The following is a 16,517-nucleotide window of genomic DNA, read 5'->3' as shown; positions in this document are numbered from 1 at the left end:
CAGTCCCTGCGACGGGCCGAATGCATCCCCTACTCGACAGTGAGAACTGGGATCGCCGGTCGTTTGTTCCCGACAGACAGGATCAGGCGAGCGAACCGATCGCGATAAACCGATTCGCCCTTGCGTCGCGCAAGACATCTGGAGTTTTTCCGGCAAGCGAAATAAGTTCCTCGCCGATTGCGCGGCCGAGCGACTTTGCCGCCAAGACCGGATCGCGATGCGCACCACCCAGCGGTTCGTCGACGATTCGGTCGATCACGCCCAGTCGCTTCAGGTCCTGCGCCGTGACTTTCATCGCCTCTGCCGCTTCGGGCGCCTTTTCGGCCGTGCGCCACAGGATGGAAGCGCAGCCTTCGGGGCTGATGACCGAATAGACCGCATGCTCCATCATCAGGACGCGTTCGGCACTTGCCAAGGCAACGGCGCCGCCCGAACCGCCTTCGCCGACGATCGCGGCGACCATCGGGACCGACAAGTTGAGGCAAGCCTCGGTCGCGCGGGCGATCGCTTCGGCCTGGCCGCGTTCTTCGGCCTCGACCCCAGGGAATGCTCCGGACGTATCCACCAGGGTCACCACCGGAAGGCCGAATCGGCCCGCCAGTTCCATCAGGCGGATCGCCTTGCGATAGCCTTCTGGCTTGCCCATGCCGAAATTGTGCTTGAGCCGGGATTGGGTGTCATTCCCCTTTTCATGCCCGATCAGCATCACCTTCACGCCGCCATCGGGCGTATCGAGCGTCGCAAAGCCACCGAGAATCGCCTGATCGTCGCCGAATGCACGGTCCCCGCCCAAGGGGATGAAGTCGGTGAAGGCATGGGCGACGTAATCGCCGAAATGCGGGCGCGAAGGATGTCGCGCGACTTGGGTCTTTTGCCAGGGAGTGAGCGACTTGTAGATCGACGCGAGCTGACCGCTCGCCTTTCTCTCCAGCCGCGCGACTTCGGCATCGATGTCGATTGCGACTTCATCGGAGTCGGCGGCGGCGCGCAATTCGCCGATACGCCGTTCCAGTTCGGCGAGCGGCTTTTCGAATTCGAGGTAACTGGTCATTGCCCGTGCGCTAGTCTGCCTTGCGCGTCGCTGCAAGGGGACTTGGCCGCCCGGCCCCCAAAGGATGGCGCGCATTGACCAATTCGACCAGCCGCGCCGAATCGACATGGGTGTATATCTGGGTGGTCGCGATGTCCGCGTGGCCGAGCAATGTCTGCAACACGCGAAGGTCCGCCCCACCCTCCAGCAAGTGCGTCGCGAAGGCATGACGCAGGACATGCGGGCTGACCGAAGCCGGCGGCAATCCCGCCCTGCCCGCCAGCGCGCGCAACAGCTGGAACAGCCGGACCCGGCTGATGTGGCGGGCGCGACTGGGAAAAACGTAACGCCCGCCCTTGGGTCGCAGTTCGATCCAGCGTGCCAGCGCGACCTTGGCCCGCGTACTGACCGGCACCATCCTCTGCTGCTGCCCCTTGCCGGTTATCGTCAGCAGCGGTGCATCCCGCGGGACGGTATCGAGCGTGAGCGAGACCAGCTCCGTCGCACGCAGGCCGGAACCGTACAGCATCTCCAGCAGCGCGAGCATCCGCACCGCCGCCGGATCGTCGCCCTCTGCCTCTTCTTCCGCCAGTGACAGCATGGCGGAGACCTGTTCGCGGCTGAGCAGGCGCGGTAGCGGGCGACGGATGCGGGGGCGCGGCAGGGCGCCCGATGGATCGTCGCGGCGATAATTGCTTTCGACGAGGAAGCCGAAATACTGACGCAGGGCCGAACAGCGCCGCGCAAGGCTGGACGGAGCAAGTTCGCGCCACGCCTTGCCCAACCCGGCAAGATCGTCTTCCGACGCGTCGGCAAGGCACGCAATTTCCTCGTCCGCTGCTTCGAGATCCCGGCGATACGCAGCAAGCGTGTTCAGCGCAGCCCCCCGCTCTGCTGAAAGCATCTCGAGGAAATCGTCGATCCCGGGCGCGGCCATGTGCTGCCTCAATCCCGCCTAGCTGCGGGCGACCGCCTCTGCGGCGATCATGCGCGCTTCGGCGCCAAGTCCCGCTGCATTCAGCGCGCTGACGACGTGGTAAAGGTGCACCGGCGTCATCTGCGACCAGCTTGAGCCCTGCATGCCCAGCGCGGCCAGATAGCTGACCAGCACCTTGTTGCGCCGTTTGGCTGCCCGGTCGATTGCTTTGGTCCAGCGGGTCTGACGGCCGATGTCATAGCCCAATTCACCCGAAAGTTCGGCCGCGACGTCTGGCGTTATCCTGCCCAATCCGGCGAGGCCGGCGATGAAGAACCGCGAACGGCGCTGATCGGCGCTTTCGTCTTCGTCGATGAACGATCGAGCCGCCGATTCGCCAACTTCCTCGCTGATGAGCGGGCTGCCGACCATCAAGAGGCCCCAGCCCTGGCTGCCTACCTGAACCGTGCGCGCCCATCGCACGGCATTGGCGTCGAGCCCCGCGGCCAGCATCGCACCGATCAGCTGTCCGGCATCCGCCTCGAACGCAGGGTCGATCGGCAGGCGCGCGGCGGCATAGGCGGTCAGCACCTGTCGCGCATAATACCGCTTCGACAGGTCTTTTTCGCCCCAGATTTCGCGCATTGCGCCAAGCCGCGCCTCGGCATCGCCGACATAGGCATTTCGCAACAAATTGGCGCGCGCAGCTTCGTCACCGGAAATCTCGGGATCGGAATAGATCTGCGAATAAAGGTCGACCAACGCCGCGCTCGACAAAATGCCTTCGGACCCTGCGACGTCGGTGCCCCGCGCCCGCAGCAACAACGGCACCGACGGCGAAATCGCGGCCAACCGCTGATATGTCGCACCACCCTGCTGGACCAGTCCTGCCGGGACTTCCGCGCCGGTCGCCGTCGCCAATGCATAACGCCAGGGGGTCAGCTCCTCGACATCGTCCCATTCAAGCGTGACGGCGCGCCGTGTCCGACCGATGGCGCCTGCGTATTTTTGGGCCAGCAGCGCGTCAATCTGCGTACCTTCGCTGCGACGACGCTGACGTTCGATGCGGTCCATGCCGCTGCTTTCGCCTGAAAAACTTCCACAAATGCCGCGCAGCAGATCCCAGTCGCGGTCTTCGCGTGCGCGGGCGTGAAGGCGGACCATCGGGCAAGCGCCGGTGAAATCGCCCAGCGAGACATAGGCATCGTAGGCGCTGCCGATCAGCGCGGGGGAATAATCGGCGGTATCGACCTCCTGCACCACCGCGCGGGCGATGGTTGCTTCGCCGATGCGATTGAGGACGCCCGCGCGCAGAGCGGCAAATTCCACTCCGTCCATTCCCGCCGGCGCGGCAAGTCGGCTGGCAAGCGCGCGGCGCAACAGAATGTGACCCCAGCGCGAAACGAGCGGGCCTTTTGTGCCGTCCAGGACACGGCGCACGAACAGCCCGTCATAATTAGCAAGCGATTCGGGCCGCATGCCGCCTTCGCCAGTGGCCAGAATCCCGACCGTGCCGGTCGATCGGCGCGCTTGTTCGGGTATGTCGAAAGTGGGCTTCAGACCGAGCAATTCGTCGATCTCGTCGGTGTCCATCTTTTCCAGCTCTGCCAGGCTGGGAAGCCGATCGAGCAAGCGCTTGGCAGCCTCCGTCCGCTCCGGCGGAGCGCTTTGGCCCGGCCCGGACGGCGTACCTTGCACTACGGGCTGCGACACCGTCGCCGGCCCCGATGGCCGGGACGGAGCATTCTGTCTTGCGGGCGCGGGCGCCGGCGTTGGGTCGTCAAATCCAGGTGGCAGGAGCGATTCCGGCCCGTCCTGCGCATAGAGCGCAACGACCGGCGCCGTCGCCAGCATTGCGGCGAGCACGACCTTGCGCGCCGAGAGCCTGTTCATTCTCACGCGCCGTCCTCCGCCAAACCCTGGCCTGCCTGCACCGGTAATTCCTCTTCAATCCAGCGCGGTTCCTGCGATCCGCCATCGATAAAGGCGTAGACCAGCAAGACCATGATGACGAGAGCGAGAATGGCCACCAGGCCCTTCGAACCGCGCATGAATTACCCTTGTATCCGCAGACTGCGATGGATCGCGCAACGCTTGCCCGCAATCGGCCAAGCAAGACCGGTTTCGAAAGCGCGACGCTTGCACGCGGGCCTAGCGCAACTATAGGCGGGGCTGCAATGGACGAGACCAACCCTTCGACCGGCAATCCCGACGGTTCGGCCCATCACCTGCCGGATACCGCTGCGCTGGCCGCCTTGTCGCGGCGGCTGGACCGCCCGGTCGTGCTCGTCGGCTTGATGGGCGTGGGCAAGTCCACTATCGGGCGGCGGCTGGCGCATTGTCTTGGCACGCCTTTCGTCGATGCGGACGATGCGGTGGTCGAAGCTGCGCAGATGTCGATCCCGGAAATCTTCGAAAAGTTCGGAGAGCCTTATTTTCGCGATGGCGAACGGCGCGTGATCGCCCGCCTGATCGAAGAAAACTCTGGCCGTGCCGCAGTAATCGCAACCGGCGGCGGCGCGTTCGTCGATCCTGAGACGCGCGCGCTCATCCTCGACCGTGCGATCGCAGTGTGGCTCGATAGCGATCTCGACACGCTGGTCGAACGGGTCGGCCGCAAGAACACGCGCCCATTGCTGGTGGGCAAAGACCCACGCGTGGTGTTGGGCGAATTGATGGAACAGCGGCGCCCCGCCTATGCGCAGGCGCCGATTCGCGCGATCAGCGACGACGGGCCGCAAATGGCGAGCGTCACACGCATTCTGGCTGCGCTGGGGGATTACGTCGGATGAGCGATACAAAAACCATCAAGGTCGCACTTGCGGGTCGATCCTACGACGTCCGCGTCGGTCCGGGCCTGTTGGGGCGGTTGGGCGTGGAATGCGCCGGTCTTCTGCGCAAGGCGACTATCCCGGTCATCACCGACGCCAATGTCGCCGCGCTTTATCGCGATAGGGTCGACACAGCGCTGGCTGTGGTGGGGAAGCAGGCTCGCTGGCTGGTCCTGCCCGCTGGCGAACAGACGAAGGACTGGGCGCACCTAGCCCAAGTGATCGACTTCCTGCTGGCCGAAGGCGTGGATCGCGGCGACCACATCGTCGCGCTTGGCGGCGGGGTGATCGGCGACCTTACTGGGTTTGCCGCATCGGTGCTGAAGCGCGGCTGCGGTTTCGTGCAGGTGCCGACCACGCTTCTCGCTCAGGTCGATTCGAGCGTCGGCGGCAAGACCGCGATCAATGTCCCGATGGGCAAGAACCTTGTAGGTGCGTTCCATCAGCCCGCGCTGGTGCTGGCCGATACCGACGTTCTGGGCACTCTTCCCCCGCGCGAACTGCGTGCCGGCTACGCCGAAGTGGTGAAGTACGGGCTGATCGACGATCCCGATTTTTTCGCGTGGTGCGAAGCGAACGGCCCGGCCCTGCTAGCGGGCGACGAAGGCGCGCGGATCGAGGCGGTAAGCCGTTCGGTCGCCGCCAAGGCCCGCGTCGTGGCACAGGACGAGCGAGAGACGACCGGCACCCGCGCCCTGCTCAACCTAGGCCATACGTTCGGCCACGCGCTGGAGGCTGAGACTGGCTATTCCAGCGCGCTGCTGCATGGCGAAGGAGTGGCCATCGGCATGGTGCTGGCTGCGCGCTATTCGGTGCGACGCGGGCTTATGCAACTGGCGGAGGCGGACCGTATCGCCGCCCACTTCAAGGCTTGCGCCATGAGGGCGGAGGTTAAGGATTTGGGCCTGTCGTGCGATGGGCGGCGGCTGGCCGATCACATGCTGCACGACAAGAAAATGGATGCGGGCACCCTGCCCTTCCTGCTGATGCGGGGTATCGGCCATACGTTTCTGGCCAAGGATGTCGCCATCGATGACGTTGCGGCATTTCTGGACGACGAGCTGGCCCGGCCCTGAACTGGCCCGGCCCTGAACTGGCCCGGCCCTGACGGCTTCTTGCTCGCATCTATTGGGGCCGAGCACGGAGCGTCATATGCGCCGGGCGCCGATCAGAACAGCCGCGACCCGTTCGGCACCGGTTTATCGGGCGCAAACAGGGTCACTTCTCCCGCTTCGTCTGCAAATCCCAACGTCAGCACCTCGGACATGATCGGACCGATCTGACGCGGTGGAAAGTTCAGCACTGCCGCGACTTGCCGGCCGATAAGCCGTTCGCACGCATAATTGGCGACGATTTGCGCGCTCGACTTTTTAGTACCGATGACCGGCCCGAAGTCGATCTGAAGGATAAAGGCGGGCTTGCGCGCCTTGGCGAACGGTTCGGCGGCGACAATCGTACCGATCCGGATATCGACCTTCAGGAAAGTATCGAAATCGATCGGATCGGCAGCGGGTGTCGCCGGGTCGTGAAGAAGATGCATCTATTCCAGTTCGAGGATTATCGCGTCCACCGCAAGACTGTCCCCGACGATCGCATTTACCCGTGCGATCACGCCGGTCTTTTCGGCGCGCAGGATGTTTTCCATCTTCATCGCCTCCACCACCGCGAGCGGCTGGCCAAGCTGCACTTCCTCACCCTCTTCGACGTGGAGCGCGACCAGTAGGCCCGGCATCGGACACACCAGGAACTTGCTCATGTCCGCAGGCACCTTTTCGATCATGTGCTTGTCGAACTTGGCGATACGGGTGGGAAGGACGCGCAAACGGTGTTTGGCGCCGCGCGTGGTGAATTCGAACCCGGCGGGAACGGGCTTGATCTGCACGATCAGTTCCTCGCCGCCTTCGCCGTCCTCGTCGCTGTCGAACACGGCGGCGACGCTGCTTTGGCCCGGGGTATATTCCATGGCGATGTCGACGTGTTCGCCGTCGACGCTGATTTCGTCGCCCGACAGTTCGGCATTGTGGAATTCGCCATCGATCTTGACGCTCCACTTCGCAGGCGGCGCAAGCCGGTTGCCCAGTTGCCCGTCGACGCGGCGCGCACGATCCGAATAAGCGGCGGCGACAAAAGCCGCCATCGCGGCCAGCCGCGAACGCAGCTTGCGACCGGCGGGCGCGCCTTCGAATCCTTCGGGATATTCCTCTGCGATGAAGCCGGTGGTCAGTTCGCCCGAACGAAAGCGCGGATGCTGCATGATGGCCGACAGGAAGTCGATATTGTGGCCCACCCCTTCGATCTCGAACGCGTCGAGCGCGCGGATTTGCAGGTCCGCTGCCTCATCGCGGGTCGGAGCCCATGTGATGAGCTTGGCGATCATCGGGTCGTAGAATATCGACACTTCGCCGCCTTCCATCACGCCGTCATCGACGCGGATGCCGCCCATCGAGCCATTGATCTCTTCATCGACGCCTCGGATGCCGCCCTTCCATCCCGGAACCGGCGGGTCGTACCGAACCAGCCGACCGGTGGAGGGCAGGAAGCCGCGATAGGGATCTTCGGCATAGACGCGGTTTTCGATGGCCCAGCCGTCGATCTTTACGTCATCCTGCGTCATCGCCAGCTCGCCGCCGGCAGCAACCTTGATCATCTGTTCGACCAGATCAATGCCGGTAATGCATTCGGTGACCGGGTGTTCGACTTGCAGCCGGGTGTTCATCTCAAGGAAGTAGAACGACTGGCCCGTCTTGTCCGCGCCCGAGACGATCAGTTCGACGGTGCCCGCGCTGTAATATCCGACTGCCTTCGAAAGCGCGACGCACTGTTCGCCCATCGCCTTGCGCATTTCGGGCGTGACGAAGGGCGACGGAGCTTCTTCGACGACCTTCTGGTGCCGACGCTGGATCGAACATTCGCGCTCGTTCAGGTAAATGACGTTGCCGTGCTTGTCGCCAAGGATCTGGATCTCGATGTGGCGCGGGTTCTCGATGAACTTTTCGATGAAGACGCGGTCGTCGCCAAACGAATTCAGTCCTTCGCGCTTGGTCGCTTCGAACCCTTCGCGCACGTCCTGTTCGGTATAGGCAAGGCGCATCCCCTTGCCGCCGCCGCCCGCGCTGGCCTTCATCATCACCGGATAGCCGATGTCGGCCGAAATCTCGACTGCGTGCTCGGTATCGCGGATTTCGCCGACGAAGCCGGGGACGACGTTCACGCCCGCCGCCTTGGCCAGTTTCTTGGATTCGATCTTGTCGCCCATCGCGGCGATGGCATTGACCGGGGGGCCGATGAACTCGATCCCTTCCGCCGCCAGCGCCTCGGCAAAGGACGTGCGTTCGGACAGGAAGCCGTAGCCCGGATGCACCGCGTCGGCGCCGGTCTGCTTGGCTGCCGCGATGATCTTGTCGGCGATCAGATAACTTTCAGACGCGGGCGCAGGGCCGATGTGCACGGCCTCGTCCGCCATTTGCACGAACGGCGCGCGAGCGTCTGCGTCGGAATAGACGGCGACCGTGGCGATGCCCATGCGGCGCGCGGTCTTGATGACGCGGCAAGCGATTTCGCCGCGATTGGCGATCAGGATTTTCTTGAACATCAGACCGTCATTTCCTCTTGTGCCACGCAGGGCACATCCAGTTCCATCGCGTCGAGACCGAGCCGCGCGAACAGCGTGTCGTCGCTGTCGTCGCCCGCATTGGGCGCCGTGAGCAGCTTTTCGCCCGAGAAAATCGAATTCGCCCCGGCCATGAAGCACAACGCCTGCGTGCTGACGCTCATCGATTCGCGCCCGGCCGACAGGCGAACCATGCTGGCGGGCATCGTGATCCGGGCCACCGCGACGGTACGTACGAATTCGATCTCGTCGATCTGCGCCAGCGGCGTATCGGCCAGCATGTCGCCCAGCGGCGTGCCCCGTACCGGCACCAGCGCGTTGACCGGCACGCTTTCGGGATGATGCTCCATCGTGGCGAGCAGGTGGACAAACCCGACGCGGTCGTCGCGCGTTTCGCCCATGCCGACGATCCCGCCGCAGCACACATTGATACCGGCGGCCCGCACATGTTCCAGCGTCAGCATCCGGTCGGCCAGCGTGCGGGTAGTGGCCACGCGCTCGTAATATTCCGGCCCTGTGTCGACGTTGTGATTGTAATAGTCGAGGCCCGCATCGGCCAGCTTGTGAGCCTGCCCTTCGGTCAGCATCCCGGCGGTCATGCATGTTTCCATGCCCATCGCCTTTACCTGCCGCACCATTTCGGTGAGCGCGGGCATGTCGCGGTCTTTGGGATTGCGGAACGCCGCGCCCATGCAGAAACGGGTGCTGCCCATGTCCTTGGCCTGCGCTGCGGATTGCAGCACCTGCTGCACTTCCATCAGCTTCGTCGCCTTCAGGTCGGTGTCGTTATGCACGCTTTGCGAACAATAGCCGCAATCTTCGGGACAACCGCCGGTCTTGATCGACAGCAGCGTCGAACGCTGCACCGTGTTGGGCCGATGATGCGCGCGATGCGTTTCGGCGGCGCGGAACACCAGTTCGGTGAAGGGCAGATCGAACAGCGCGGCGATTTCCTCGCGCGTCCAATCGTTGCGGACGGTCGACAGATGGGTGCTGGCCATGTTCATCATCCTTATTCCGCAGCCTCGTCGATGCTTTCGGGCGGCATGTTGTGGCCCAGCAGGCGCAGCACGTCCGCGGCTGCTTCGACCACGTTCGACCCGGGGCCGTAAATGCCCTGCACGCCAGCATCGCGCAGGAACTGGTAATCGCTGGACGGGATGACCCCGCCGGCGGTCACCTTGATGTCGCTGCGCCCAGCCTGCTTCAACAGGCTGATCAGTTCGGGGATCAGCGTCTTGTGCCCGGCGGCCAGCGACGATGCACCGATCAGGTCGACGTCGTTGGCCAAGGCCATGTCGCGCGTTTCGGCAGGGGTCTGGAACAGCGGGCCGGACACGATATCGAAGCCCATGTCGGCAAAGGCCGAGGCGATGACGTTCGCACCGCGATCATGGCCGTCCTGACCCATCTTGGCGATCATCACCTTGGGCTTGCGGCCCAGCCGGCGGGCCACCGCGTTCACGCCGTCTACCACGGCCTGATAGCGGCTGTCCCCGGCATAGGCGGCGCCATAGATGCCCGAAACCGGACGGGGGATCGTGTCGTAACGACCGAACGCGGTTTCCATCGCATCCGAAATCTCGCCAAGGCTGGCCCGTTCGCGCGCGGCATCGACCGCCAGCGCCAACAGGTTGCCGCCACCTTCTGCCGGAGACTTCGCAGCCCCTTCGCGCAAGGCAGCGAGCGCAGCCTGGCACTTCGCCTCGTTACGAGTGGCGCGCATCTTTTCGAGCCGCCTGATCTGCCCTTCGCGCACCGCGCTGTTGTCGATGTCCAGCGTCTCGATCGCGTCTTCGTTCTTCAGACGGAACTTGTTGACGCCGACGATGACGTCATCGCCCTTGTCGACGCGGGCCTGCCGTCCGGCGGCGGCTTCCTCGATCATGCCCTTGGGCCAACCGGCAGCGACCGCCTTCGCCATGCCGCCTTCGCTTTCGACCCGCTCGATGATCGCCCAAGCCTCGTCGACAAGGCTCTTGGTGAGCGCCTCCACGTAGTACGACCCGCCCAACGGATCGACCACGTTGGTCATGCCGGTTTCTTCCTGAATCACGATCTGCGTGTTGCGCGCGATGCGGGCCGAAAAATCGGTGGGCAGCGCGATCGCTTCGTCCAGCGCGTTGGTGTGCAACGACTGGGTGCCGCCCAGCATCGCGGCCATCGCCTCGACCGTGGTGCGGATGACGTTGTTGTAGGGGTCCTGCTCGGTCAGCGAAACGCCACTGGTCTGGCAATGGGTGCGCAGCATCTTGGACCGTTCGGACTTTGCGCCCAGCTCGGTCATCGCGCGATACCATAGCGTGCGCGCTGCGCGCAGCTTGGCGATTTCCATGAAGAAGTTCATGCCGATGGCAAAGAAGAAGGACAGGCGCCCCGCGAACTTGTCGATGTCGAGCCCGCTGGCCACGCCGTACTTCACGTATTCCATGCCGTCGGCGATGGTGAAGGCAAGTTCCTGCACTTGCGTCGCGCCGGCTTCCTGCATGTGGTAGCCCGAGATCGAGATCGAATTGAACTTCGGCATGTGGTCGGCGGTATAGCCGAAGATGTCCGAAATGATCCGCATGCTGGGTTCGGGCGGATAGATGTAGGTGTTGCGGACCATGAACTCCTTCAGGATGTCGTTCTGGATGGTCCCGGTCAGCTGGTCGGGCGACACGCCCTGTTCCTCTGCCGCGATGATATAGAACGCAAGACACGGGATCACCGCGCCGTTCATCGTCATCGACACGCTCATCTGGTCGAGCGGGATCTGGTCGAACAGGATCTTCATGTCCTCAACGCTGTCGATCGCCACGCCCGCCTTGCCGACATCGCCGACAACGCGCGGATGATCGCTGTCATAACCGCGGTGCGTCGCAAGGTCGAAGGCCACCGACAGGCCTTTTTGCCCGGCGGCGAGGTTGCGGCGATAGAACGCGTTGGATTCCTCTGCGGTCGAAAAGCCCGCGTACTGGCGGATCGTCCACGGACGGCCCGCGTACATCGAAGCCTTTACCCCGCGCGTGAACGGGGCGAAGCCCGGCAGGCCGGGGTCCCAGCCTTCGACGTCCGCTTCGGTATAGAGCGGCTTTACGTCGATGCCTTCGGGGGTGTGCCAGGTGAGGTCCTTGCCCTTCACTTCCTTGGCGGCAAGGGCTTCCCAATCGGCGTGGTTCGGGTTAGGGGTGTTGTCGGTCATGTCGGCTCCTGAAGGTCCTTATCGGCCCTTGAATACGGGTTTGCGCTTTTCGCCGAATGCAGCGATCGCTTCTTTGAAATCTTCGCTGTGGCCACATGCGCGCTGGTTGTCGCGTTCGGTCATCAAGCTTTGGGCCAGTGTTTCGTCCACCGCCGCGTTGATCTGCCTGCGGATCAGCCCGATCGCCTTCGACGGACCGGCGGCCAGCCGCGCGGCGATTTCCTGTGCGCGGGTCAGTACGGCGTCATCGTCGGCCACTTCGGCGATAAGACCCATGGCCAGCGCATCGTCGGCGGAAACCTTTTCGCCCATTAGCGCCATCTTCATCGCCCGCTGACGCCCCACGCTCGATGCCACCAGCCATGTCGATCCGGCATCTGGGACAAGGCCGATGTTGACGAACGCCAGCAGCAAGTACCCGCCCCGGCCCATCACCGCGATGTCGCCGGCCAGCGCAAGGCTGAGCCCCGCACCGACCGCCGGGCCGTTTATCGCGGTCACAAGCGGGACCGGCAGGGACATAAGTTTCAGCGTAAAGGGGTTGTAGTGCGCATCAATGATCGCGCCCAGATCCTCTGGCAGGCCCAGATAACCGGCACCGTCCGGCATCAGGTCCGCGCCCGAAGAGAAGGCCCGCCCCTCGCCCGTCAAAACGAAGGCGCGGGTGCCGTCGGCCAAACCGGCGTCGAACGCGTCGGTCAGTTCGGCAAAGACGTTGGGCGTGATCGCATTCAGCTTTTCGGGACGGGCGATGGAAAGCGTGGTCACGTCGCCAGCCTTTTCGGCCGAGATGAATCGATAAGCCATCAGTGCGCCGCTCCTTCGCCGGGCGTTTCCATGATTTCGGTCAGCATGCCCATCATGTCCTTGGGGTGCACGAAAAAGATCGGCGTGCCATGCGCCCCGATCCGCGTGGGGCCAAGAATGCGCTTGCCGATCCCTTCGAAATATTCGCGCGCCGCCGCGATGTCCGGCACTTCGAAACAGACATGATGCTGGCCGCCCAGCGGGTTCTTGGCGATGAAGCCTGCGACGGGGCTTTCGTCGTTCAGCGGACTGAGCAGTTCGACCTGCGTGCCTTCGGTCCCGTCATGGCCGGGCGTGTTGACGAAACAGACTTTCACGCCCTGTTCGGGCAGGTCGAAAGGTTCAGTAATGACGACAGCGCCCATGACGTCGCGGTAATGCGTGATGGCGGCGTCCATGTCGGGTACGGCATAGCCCAGGTGGTTCATGCGCCCCAATTTCATGCCAGTCGTCATGCAGCCTCTCCGTATTCTGGCTCAATCGTCATTTCGCTCTTCAACGAATTAGCGATGATACAGGATTTGTGCGCGCGATGGTGCAGCGCGTCGATGTCGGCGCGGGTCGGCAGCCTGTCGCCGGCAAAGCGCGCGTCGGGCCGCATCGTTATGCGCGAAATCCACGGATCGCCTTCCTCGTTTTTTTCGACATGGCCGACCGGGTTGTCCGCATAACTGCCAATCGAGAAACCGTCCTTTGCGGCATAGGCGAGGAAGTAAAGCATGTGGCAACTGGCTGCCGAGGCGAGCAACGCCTCTTCAGGGTCGACCGCGCTTTCGTCGATCAGTGCGGCAGGCAGGTAACCGGGTGCGGCCGAACCGGACACGACCGCCCCGCCATCGAAACACCATTCGTGCGCGCGGCTGTATCGGTTCGAGGTGAACACCTCGCCCTCGCGCAGCTGCCAGCGGACGGTTGCCGTATAATCACCCATGAAGCTGTCCTTACAACGGAATGTTGTCGTGCTTCTTCCACGGATTTTCGAGCGTCTTGTTGCGCAGCTTGCGCAGGCCGAGCGCTACCCGGCGACGGGTCGAATGCGGCATGATGACTTCGTCGATGAAGCCCATGCTCGCCGCGACGAAGGGATTCGCGAAGCGCTCTTCGTATTCGCGGGTCTTCTCGGCGATTTTGTCCGGATCGTCGCGATCCTGCCGGAAAATGATCTCCACCGCGCCCTTTGCCCCCATCACCGCGATTTCAGCGGTCGGCCACGCATAGTTGAGATCGCCGCGCAAATGCTTCGACGACATGACGTCGTATGCGCCGCCATAAGCCTTTCGCGTGATGACGGTAATCTTGGGCACGGTCGCTTCGGCATAGGCGAACAGCAGCTTCGCGCCATGCTTGATGATGCCGTTATGCTCCTGATCCGTACCGGGCAGGAAGCCGGGCACGTCGACAAGCGTCAGGATCGGAATGTTGAATGCGTCGCAGAACCGTACGAAACGCGCGGCCTTTTTAGACGAATTGATGTCGAGCACGCCTGCCAGAACCATAGGCTGATTGGCGACGACACCGACGGTCCGCCCCTCGACCCGGCCAAAACCGATGATGATGTTGGCGGCATGTCTGGGCTGGACTTCGAAAAAGTCGCCTTCGTCCATCGTCTTGCGGATGACTTCGTGCATGTCATAGGGCTGGTTGGCCGACGCCGGGATGATCGTGTCGAGGCTGTCCTCCTGCCGGTCCCACGGGTCGCTCGACGGCCGTTCGGGCACATCCTCGCGGTTGGACGACGGCAGGAAATCCATGAAATCGCGCGCGCGTTGCAATGCGACGATGTCGTTTTCGCAAGCGAGATCGGCGACGCCCGATTTGACAGTATGCGTGCTCGCCCCACCCAGTTCTTCCTGCGTCACGACTTCGTTGGTGACCGTCTTCACCACTTCGGGGCCGGTGACGAACATGTAGCTGGAATCTTCGACCATGAAGATGAAGTCGGTCATCGACGGGGAATAGACCGCGCCGCCAGCACACGGCCCCATGATGAGCGAAAGCTGCGGCACCACGCCCGATGCCAGCACGTTGCGCTGGAACACTTCGGCATAACCGCCGAGCGACGCGACGCCTTCCTGAATACGAGCGCCACCGCTGTCGTTCAGGCCTATCACGGGTGCGCCGACTTTCATCGCGGCATCCATCACCTTGCAGATCTTCTGCGCGTGCCGTTCGGAAAGCGATCCGCCGAACACGGTGAAATCCTGGCTGAAGACATAGACCAGCCGGCCGTTGATAGTGCCGCTGCCGGTGACGACACCGTCGCCGGGAATGTGGATGTCGTCCATGCCGAATTCGACGCAGTTGTGTTCGACATACATGTCAAGCTCTTCGAAGCTGTCTTCGTCGAGCAGGACTTCCAGCCGTTCGCGAGCGCTCAGCCGCCCCTTGGCATGTTGCGCGTCGATCCGCTTCTGCCCGCCACCTATCTTGGCGGCGGCGCGGCGGCGTTCGACTTCGGCGATATTCGCGGACATCCGGCAACTCCATTCGGGCCGCGCAACGATGGCGGCCAAGACAAGAACCGCGCCCTATCGAACCGTCGGCCGCCCAAGTCCAATGCAAATTTGCAAAATAGCGGGCAAAGGTTTTGCAAAACCTTGTGCAGCGATTAAAGCAATTGGTCGATGAGCAAGCCGCAACGCATCTTCGCCGGGCAGTCGGTCCGCGCCTTACGCGAACGGCACGGCATGAAACAGGCCGAACTGGCCGCCGCTCTCGCCATTTCCGTGTCTTATCTTTCACAGATCGAAAGCGACGACCGGCCGCTGACCGCACCGATCCTTGCGACCCTTACCCGCCGTTTCGGCATGGCCCGCGACGAAATCCGCGGCGAAAGTTCGGACGCGCGGGCAGAGGCATTGTTGCAGGCAGCATCGGACCCGATCTTCGCCGAACCGCTGGACGAAGCGCTGGCCAGCCGCGCCGTGCGACAATTGCCGCATCTCGCCGAAAGGTTCGTCGCCCTGCACCGCGCCTATCGTGACGCGGGCGAACGGCTGCAGATGCTGGACGAGGCGATGGGCGCGGGAACCGACCGCACCGCGCGCCTTCCATGGGAAGAAGTGCGCGACTGGTTCCACGATGCGGGCAACTATGTCGATGCGCTGGACCGCGCGGCGGAGGATCTGGCCACCCGCCTGGCCGCCGACGGCGCGTCGCCCGGAACGATCGCGCTGGAGCGCTTCGCCGGCAATGCGCTCGGACTAACCGTCGTGGATGGAGACGGTGCGGCGCTTCGCCGGATGGAAGCTGGCAGGTTGACGCTCGATTCCGCGCAGCCGCCCGAAACCCGGCGTTTCCAGCTTGCGCATCAGATCGTCGCGCTGGCGCTGAAACAGGATGTCGAAGCCGTCATCGCGGTATCTGGCCTGACGACACAAGCTGCACGCGACCTTCTGGCCGTGGGTCTGGCGAATTATACGGCGGGCGCGCTGCTCATGCCCTATGCCACTTTTCGCGATGCCGCTCTTGGCGAACGGCACGACATCGACCGGCTGACACGTCGCTTTTCGGTCAGCTTCGAACAGGCGTGCCATCGTCTTTCGACCCTGCAAAGGCCCGATGCGCGCGGGGTTCCGTTCTTTTTCTGCCGGGTCGACATGGCGGGCAACATTACGAAACGCCATTCGGCCACCCGCCTGCAATTCGCACGGTTTGGCGGGGCCTGCCCGCTATGGATCGTGCACGAAGCGGTCGCCATTCCGGACCGGATTCTCACGCAGCTGGCCGAAATGCCCGATGGCGTGCGCTATGTTTCCATGGCCAAGGGGCTGGTCAAGCCTTCGGGCAGCTTCACCCGCCCGCCGCGACGCTATGCCGTGGCGCTGGGGTGCGAGGCGGAACATGCCGGCAGCTTCATCTATGCCGACGGGATGGACTTGTCGGCGCGATCTTCGGCAACCCCGATCGGGACAAGCTGCCGCATCTGCCCCCGCGAATCCTGCGACCAGCGCGCCTTTCCGCCGGGCGACCGCGCCATCGTCGTCGACAGGGACCGCCGCGGCGTCGTGCCCTATCGCATCGCGTGATGCACCGGTAATGAGAGTGGTAGCGAATGGCCCGGTCCCGGCCTGACCGGTCACGATCGCGAGCCTGAGCTTCATCCTAACGGGTGTAACCATCTGTCCAAGGCATCGCAG

15 protein-coding genes are annotated in these 16,517 nt (G+C 63.5%); 3 read left to right on the top strand and 12 right to left on the bottom strand.

Annotated elements, in window-relative coordinates:
- Positions 1-82: 82 nt before the first annotated feature.
- From EKN06_RS13685 to EKN06_RS15730, 4 genes are read right to left on the bottom strand one after another with little or no spacing between them, the layout of a single operon-like run.
- The gene (locus tag EKN06_RS13685) at positions 83-1,051 is read right to left on the bottom strand and encodes an acetyl-CoA carboxylase carboxyltransferase subunit alpha (RefSeq protein WP_127613486.1); all 969 of its coding nucleotides are present in this window, start codon (positions 1,049-1,051) and stop codon (positions 83-85) included.
- 10 nt (positions 1,052-1,061) lie between these two features.
- Positions 1,062-1,967, bottom strand: coding sequence for a tyrosine recombinase (locus EKN06_RS13680; protein ID WP_127613485.1), 906 nt, complete (start codon positions 1,965-1,967; stop codon positions 1,062-1,064).
- Positions 1,968-1,985: 18 nt separating this feature from the next.
- Positions 1,986-3,839: a hypothetical protein gene (locus EKN06_RS13675; protein WP_127613484.1), complete on the bottom strand. Its 1,854-nt coding sequence runs from the start codon at positions 3,837-3,839 to the stop codon at positions 1,986-1,988.
- A gap of 2 nt (positions 3,840-3,841) precedes the next feature.
- Positions 3,842-3,997, bottom strand: a complete 156-nt coding sequence (locus EKN06_RS15730) for a hypothetical protein (RefSeq protein WP_164844079.1) — start codon at positions 3,995-3,997, stop codon at positions 3,842-3,844.
- A 126-nt stretch (positions 3,998-4,123) separates the two neighbouring features.
- On the opposite strand from EKN06_RS15730, the gene EKN06_RS13670 reads away from it, so the two are divergent.
- Together EKN06_RS13670 and aroB are read left to right on the top strand one after the other, a co-directional pair.
- On the top strand, positions 4,124-4,738 hold the full coding sequence (locus EKN06_RS13670) for a shikimate kinase (RefSeq protein ID WP_127613483.1): 615 nt from the start codon (positions 4,124-4,126) through the stop codon (positions 4,736-4,738).
- On the top strand, positions 4,735-5,853 hold the full coding sequence (gene aroB, locus EKN06_RS13665; protein ID WP_127613482.1) for a 3-dehydroquinate synthase: 1,119 nt from the start codon (positions 4,735-4,737) through the stop codon (positions 5,851-5,853). Before EKN06_RS13670 ends, aroB begins: the two co-directional genes overlap by 4 nt.
- A 92-nt stretch (positions 5,854-5,945) precedes the next feature.
- Here aroB and EKN06_RS13660 read toward each other — a convergent pair whose 3' ends face one another.
- The 8 genes from EKN06_RS13660 to EKN06_RS13625 are packed head-to-tail and all read right to left on the bottom strand — an operon-like array spanning position 5,946 to position 14,852.
- A complete protein-coding gene (locus EKN06_RS13660) occupies positions 5,946-6,317 on the bottom strand; it encodes a tRNA-binding protein (protein WP_127613481.1) in 372 nt (123 codons plus the stop codon).
- Positions 6,318-8,369 carry an acetyl-CoA carboxylase biotin carboxylase subunit gene (locus EKN06_RS13655; RefSeq protein ID WP_127613480.1) on the bottom strand — a complete coding sequence of 684 codons (2,052 nt, stop codon included), beginning with the start codon at positions 8,367-8,369 and terminating at the stop codon, positions 6,318-6,320.
- Positions 8,369-9,388, bottom strand: coding sequence for a biotin synthase BioB (gene bioB, locus EKN06_RS13650; protein WP_205693904.1), 1,020 nt, complete (start codon positions 9,386-9,388; stop codon positions 8,369-8,371). Before bioB ends, EKN06_RS13655 begins: the two co-directional genes overlap by 1 nt.
- Positions 9,389-9,399: 11 nt before the next feature.
- The gene (gene scpA, locus EKN06_RS13645; protein WP_127613478.1) at positions 9,400-11,571 is read right to left on the bottom strand and encodes a methylmalonyl-CoA mutase; all 2,172 of its coding nucleotides are present in this window, start codon (positions 11,569-11,571) and stop codon (positions 9,400-9,402) included.
- 18 nt (positions 11,572-11,589) lie between these two features.
- Positions 11,590-12,378 (bottom strand): enoyl-CoA hydratase-related protein, encoded by a 789-nt coding sequence (locus tag EKN06_RS13640; RefSeq protein WP_127613477.1) that lies wholly within the window; start codon positions 12,376-12,378, stop codon positions 11,590-11,592.
- Positions 12,378-12,821, bottom strand: a complete 444-nt coding sequence (gene mce, locus EKN06_RS13635) for a methylmalonyl-CoA epimerase (protein WP_127613476.1) — start codon at positions 12,819-12,821, stop codon at positions 12,378-12,380. The genes EKN06_RS13640 and mce overlap by 1 nt, the downstream gene beginning before the upstream one ends.
- Positions 12,822-12,829: 8 nt before the next feature.
- Positions 12,830-13,309 carry an OsmC family protein gene (locus tag EKN06_RS13630; protein WP_127613475.1) on the bottom strand — a complete coding sequence of 160 codons (480 nt, stop codon included), beginning with the start codon at positions 13,307-13,309 and terminating at the stop codon, positions 12,830-12,832.
- A 10-nt stretch (positions 13,310-13,319) separates the two neighbouring features.
- Entirely contained in the window at positions 13,320-14,852 is a 1,533-nt protein-coding gene (locus tag EKN06_RS13625; RefSeq protein WP_127613474.1) for an acyl-CoA carboxylase subunit beta, read from the bottom strand.
- Between the two features lie 150 nt (positions 14,853-15,002).
- On the opposite strand from EKN06_RS13625, the gene EKN06_RS13620 reads away from it, so the two are divergent.
- Entirely contained in the window at positions 15,003-16,406 is a 1,404-nt protein-coding gene (locus tag EKN06_RS13620) for a helix-turn-helix domain-containing protein (RefSeq protein WP_127613473.1), read from the top strand.
- Positions 16,407-16,517 lie beyond the last annotated feature (111 nt).

The organism is Croceicoccus ponticola, assembly GCF_004004515.1.
GTDB lineage: Bacteria > Pseudomonadota > Alphaproteobacteria > Sphingomonadales > Sphingomonadaceae > Croceicoccus > Croceicoccus ponticola.
The sequence above is the reverse complement of the archived record's forward strand: the minus strand, read 5'-3'. Positions and strand labels throughout refer to the sequence as shown.

Excerpts from the sequence above, each read along its gene's own strand:
- EKN06_RS13685 (WP_127613486.1), bottom strand. The coding sequence starts at position 1,051 with ATGACCAGTTACCTCGAATTCGAAAAGCCGCTCGCCGAACTGGAACGG.
- EKN06_RS13680 (WP_127613485.1), bottom strand. The coding sequence starts at position 1,967 with ATGGCCGCGCCCGGGATCGACGATTTCCTCGAGATGCTTTCAGCAGAG.
- EKN06_RS13675 (WP_127613484.1), bottom strand. The coding sequence starts at position 3,839 with ATGAACAGGCTCTCGGCGCGCAAGGTCGTGCTCGCCGCAATGCTGGCG.
- EKN06_RS15730 (WP_164844079.1), bottom strand. The coding sequence starts at position 3,997 with ATGCGCGGTTCGAAGGGCCTGGTGGCCATTCTCGCTCTCGTCATCATG.
- EKN06_RS13670 (WP_127613483.1), top strand. The coding sequence starts at position 4,124 with ATGGACGAGACCAACCCTTCGACCGGCAATCCCGACGGTTCGGCCCAT.
- aroB (WP_127613482.1), top strand. The coding sequence starts at position 4,735 with ATGAGCGATACAAAAACCATCAAGGTCGCACTTGCGGGTCGATCCTAC.
- EKN06_RS13660 (WP_127613481.1), bottom strand. The coding sequence starts at position 6,317 with ATGCATCTTCTTCACGACCCGGCGACACCCGCTGCCGATCCGATCGAT.
- EKN06_RS13655 (WP_127613480.1), bottom strand. The coding sequence starts at position 8,369 with ATGTTCAAGAAAATCCTGATCGCCAATCGCGGCGAAATCGCTTGCCGC.
- bioB (WP_205693904.1), bottom strand. The coding sequence starts at position 9,388 with ATGGCCAGCACCCATCTGTCGACCGTCCGCAACGATTGGACGCGCGAG.
- scpA (WP_127613478.1), bottom strand. The coding sequence starts at position 11,571 with ATGACCGACAACACCCCTAACCCGAACCACGCCGATTGGGAAGCCCTT.
- EKN06_RS13640 (WP_127613477.1), bottom strand. The coding sequence starts at position 12,378 with ATGGCTTATCGATTCATCTCGGCCGAAAAGGCTGGCGACGTGACCACG.
- mce (WP_127613476.1), bottom strand. The coding sequence starts at position 12,821 with ATGAAATTGGGGCGCATGAACCACCTGGGCTATGCCGTACCCGACATG.
- EKN06_RS13630 (WP_127613475.1), bottom strand. The coding sequence starts at position 13,309 with ATGGGTGATTATACGGCAACCGTCCGCTGGCAGCTGCGCGAGGGCGAG.
- EKN06_RS13625 (WP_127613474.1), bottom strand. The coding sequence starts at position 14,852 with ATGTCCGCGAATATCGCCGAAGTCGAACGCCGCCGCGCCGCCGCCAAG.
- EKN06_RS13620 (WP_127613473.1), top strand. The coding sequence starts at position 15,003 with ATGAGCAAGCCGCAACGCATCTTCGCCGGGCAGTCGGTCCGCGCCTTA.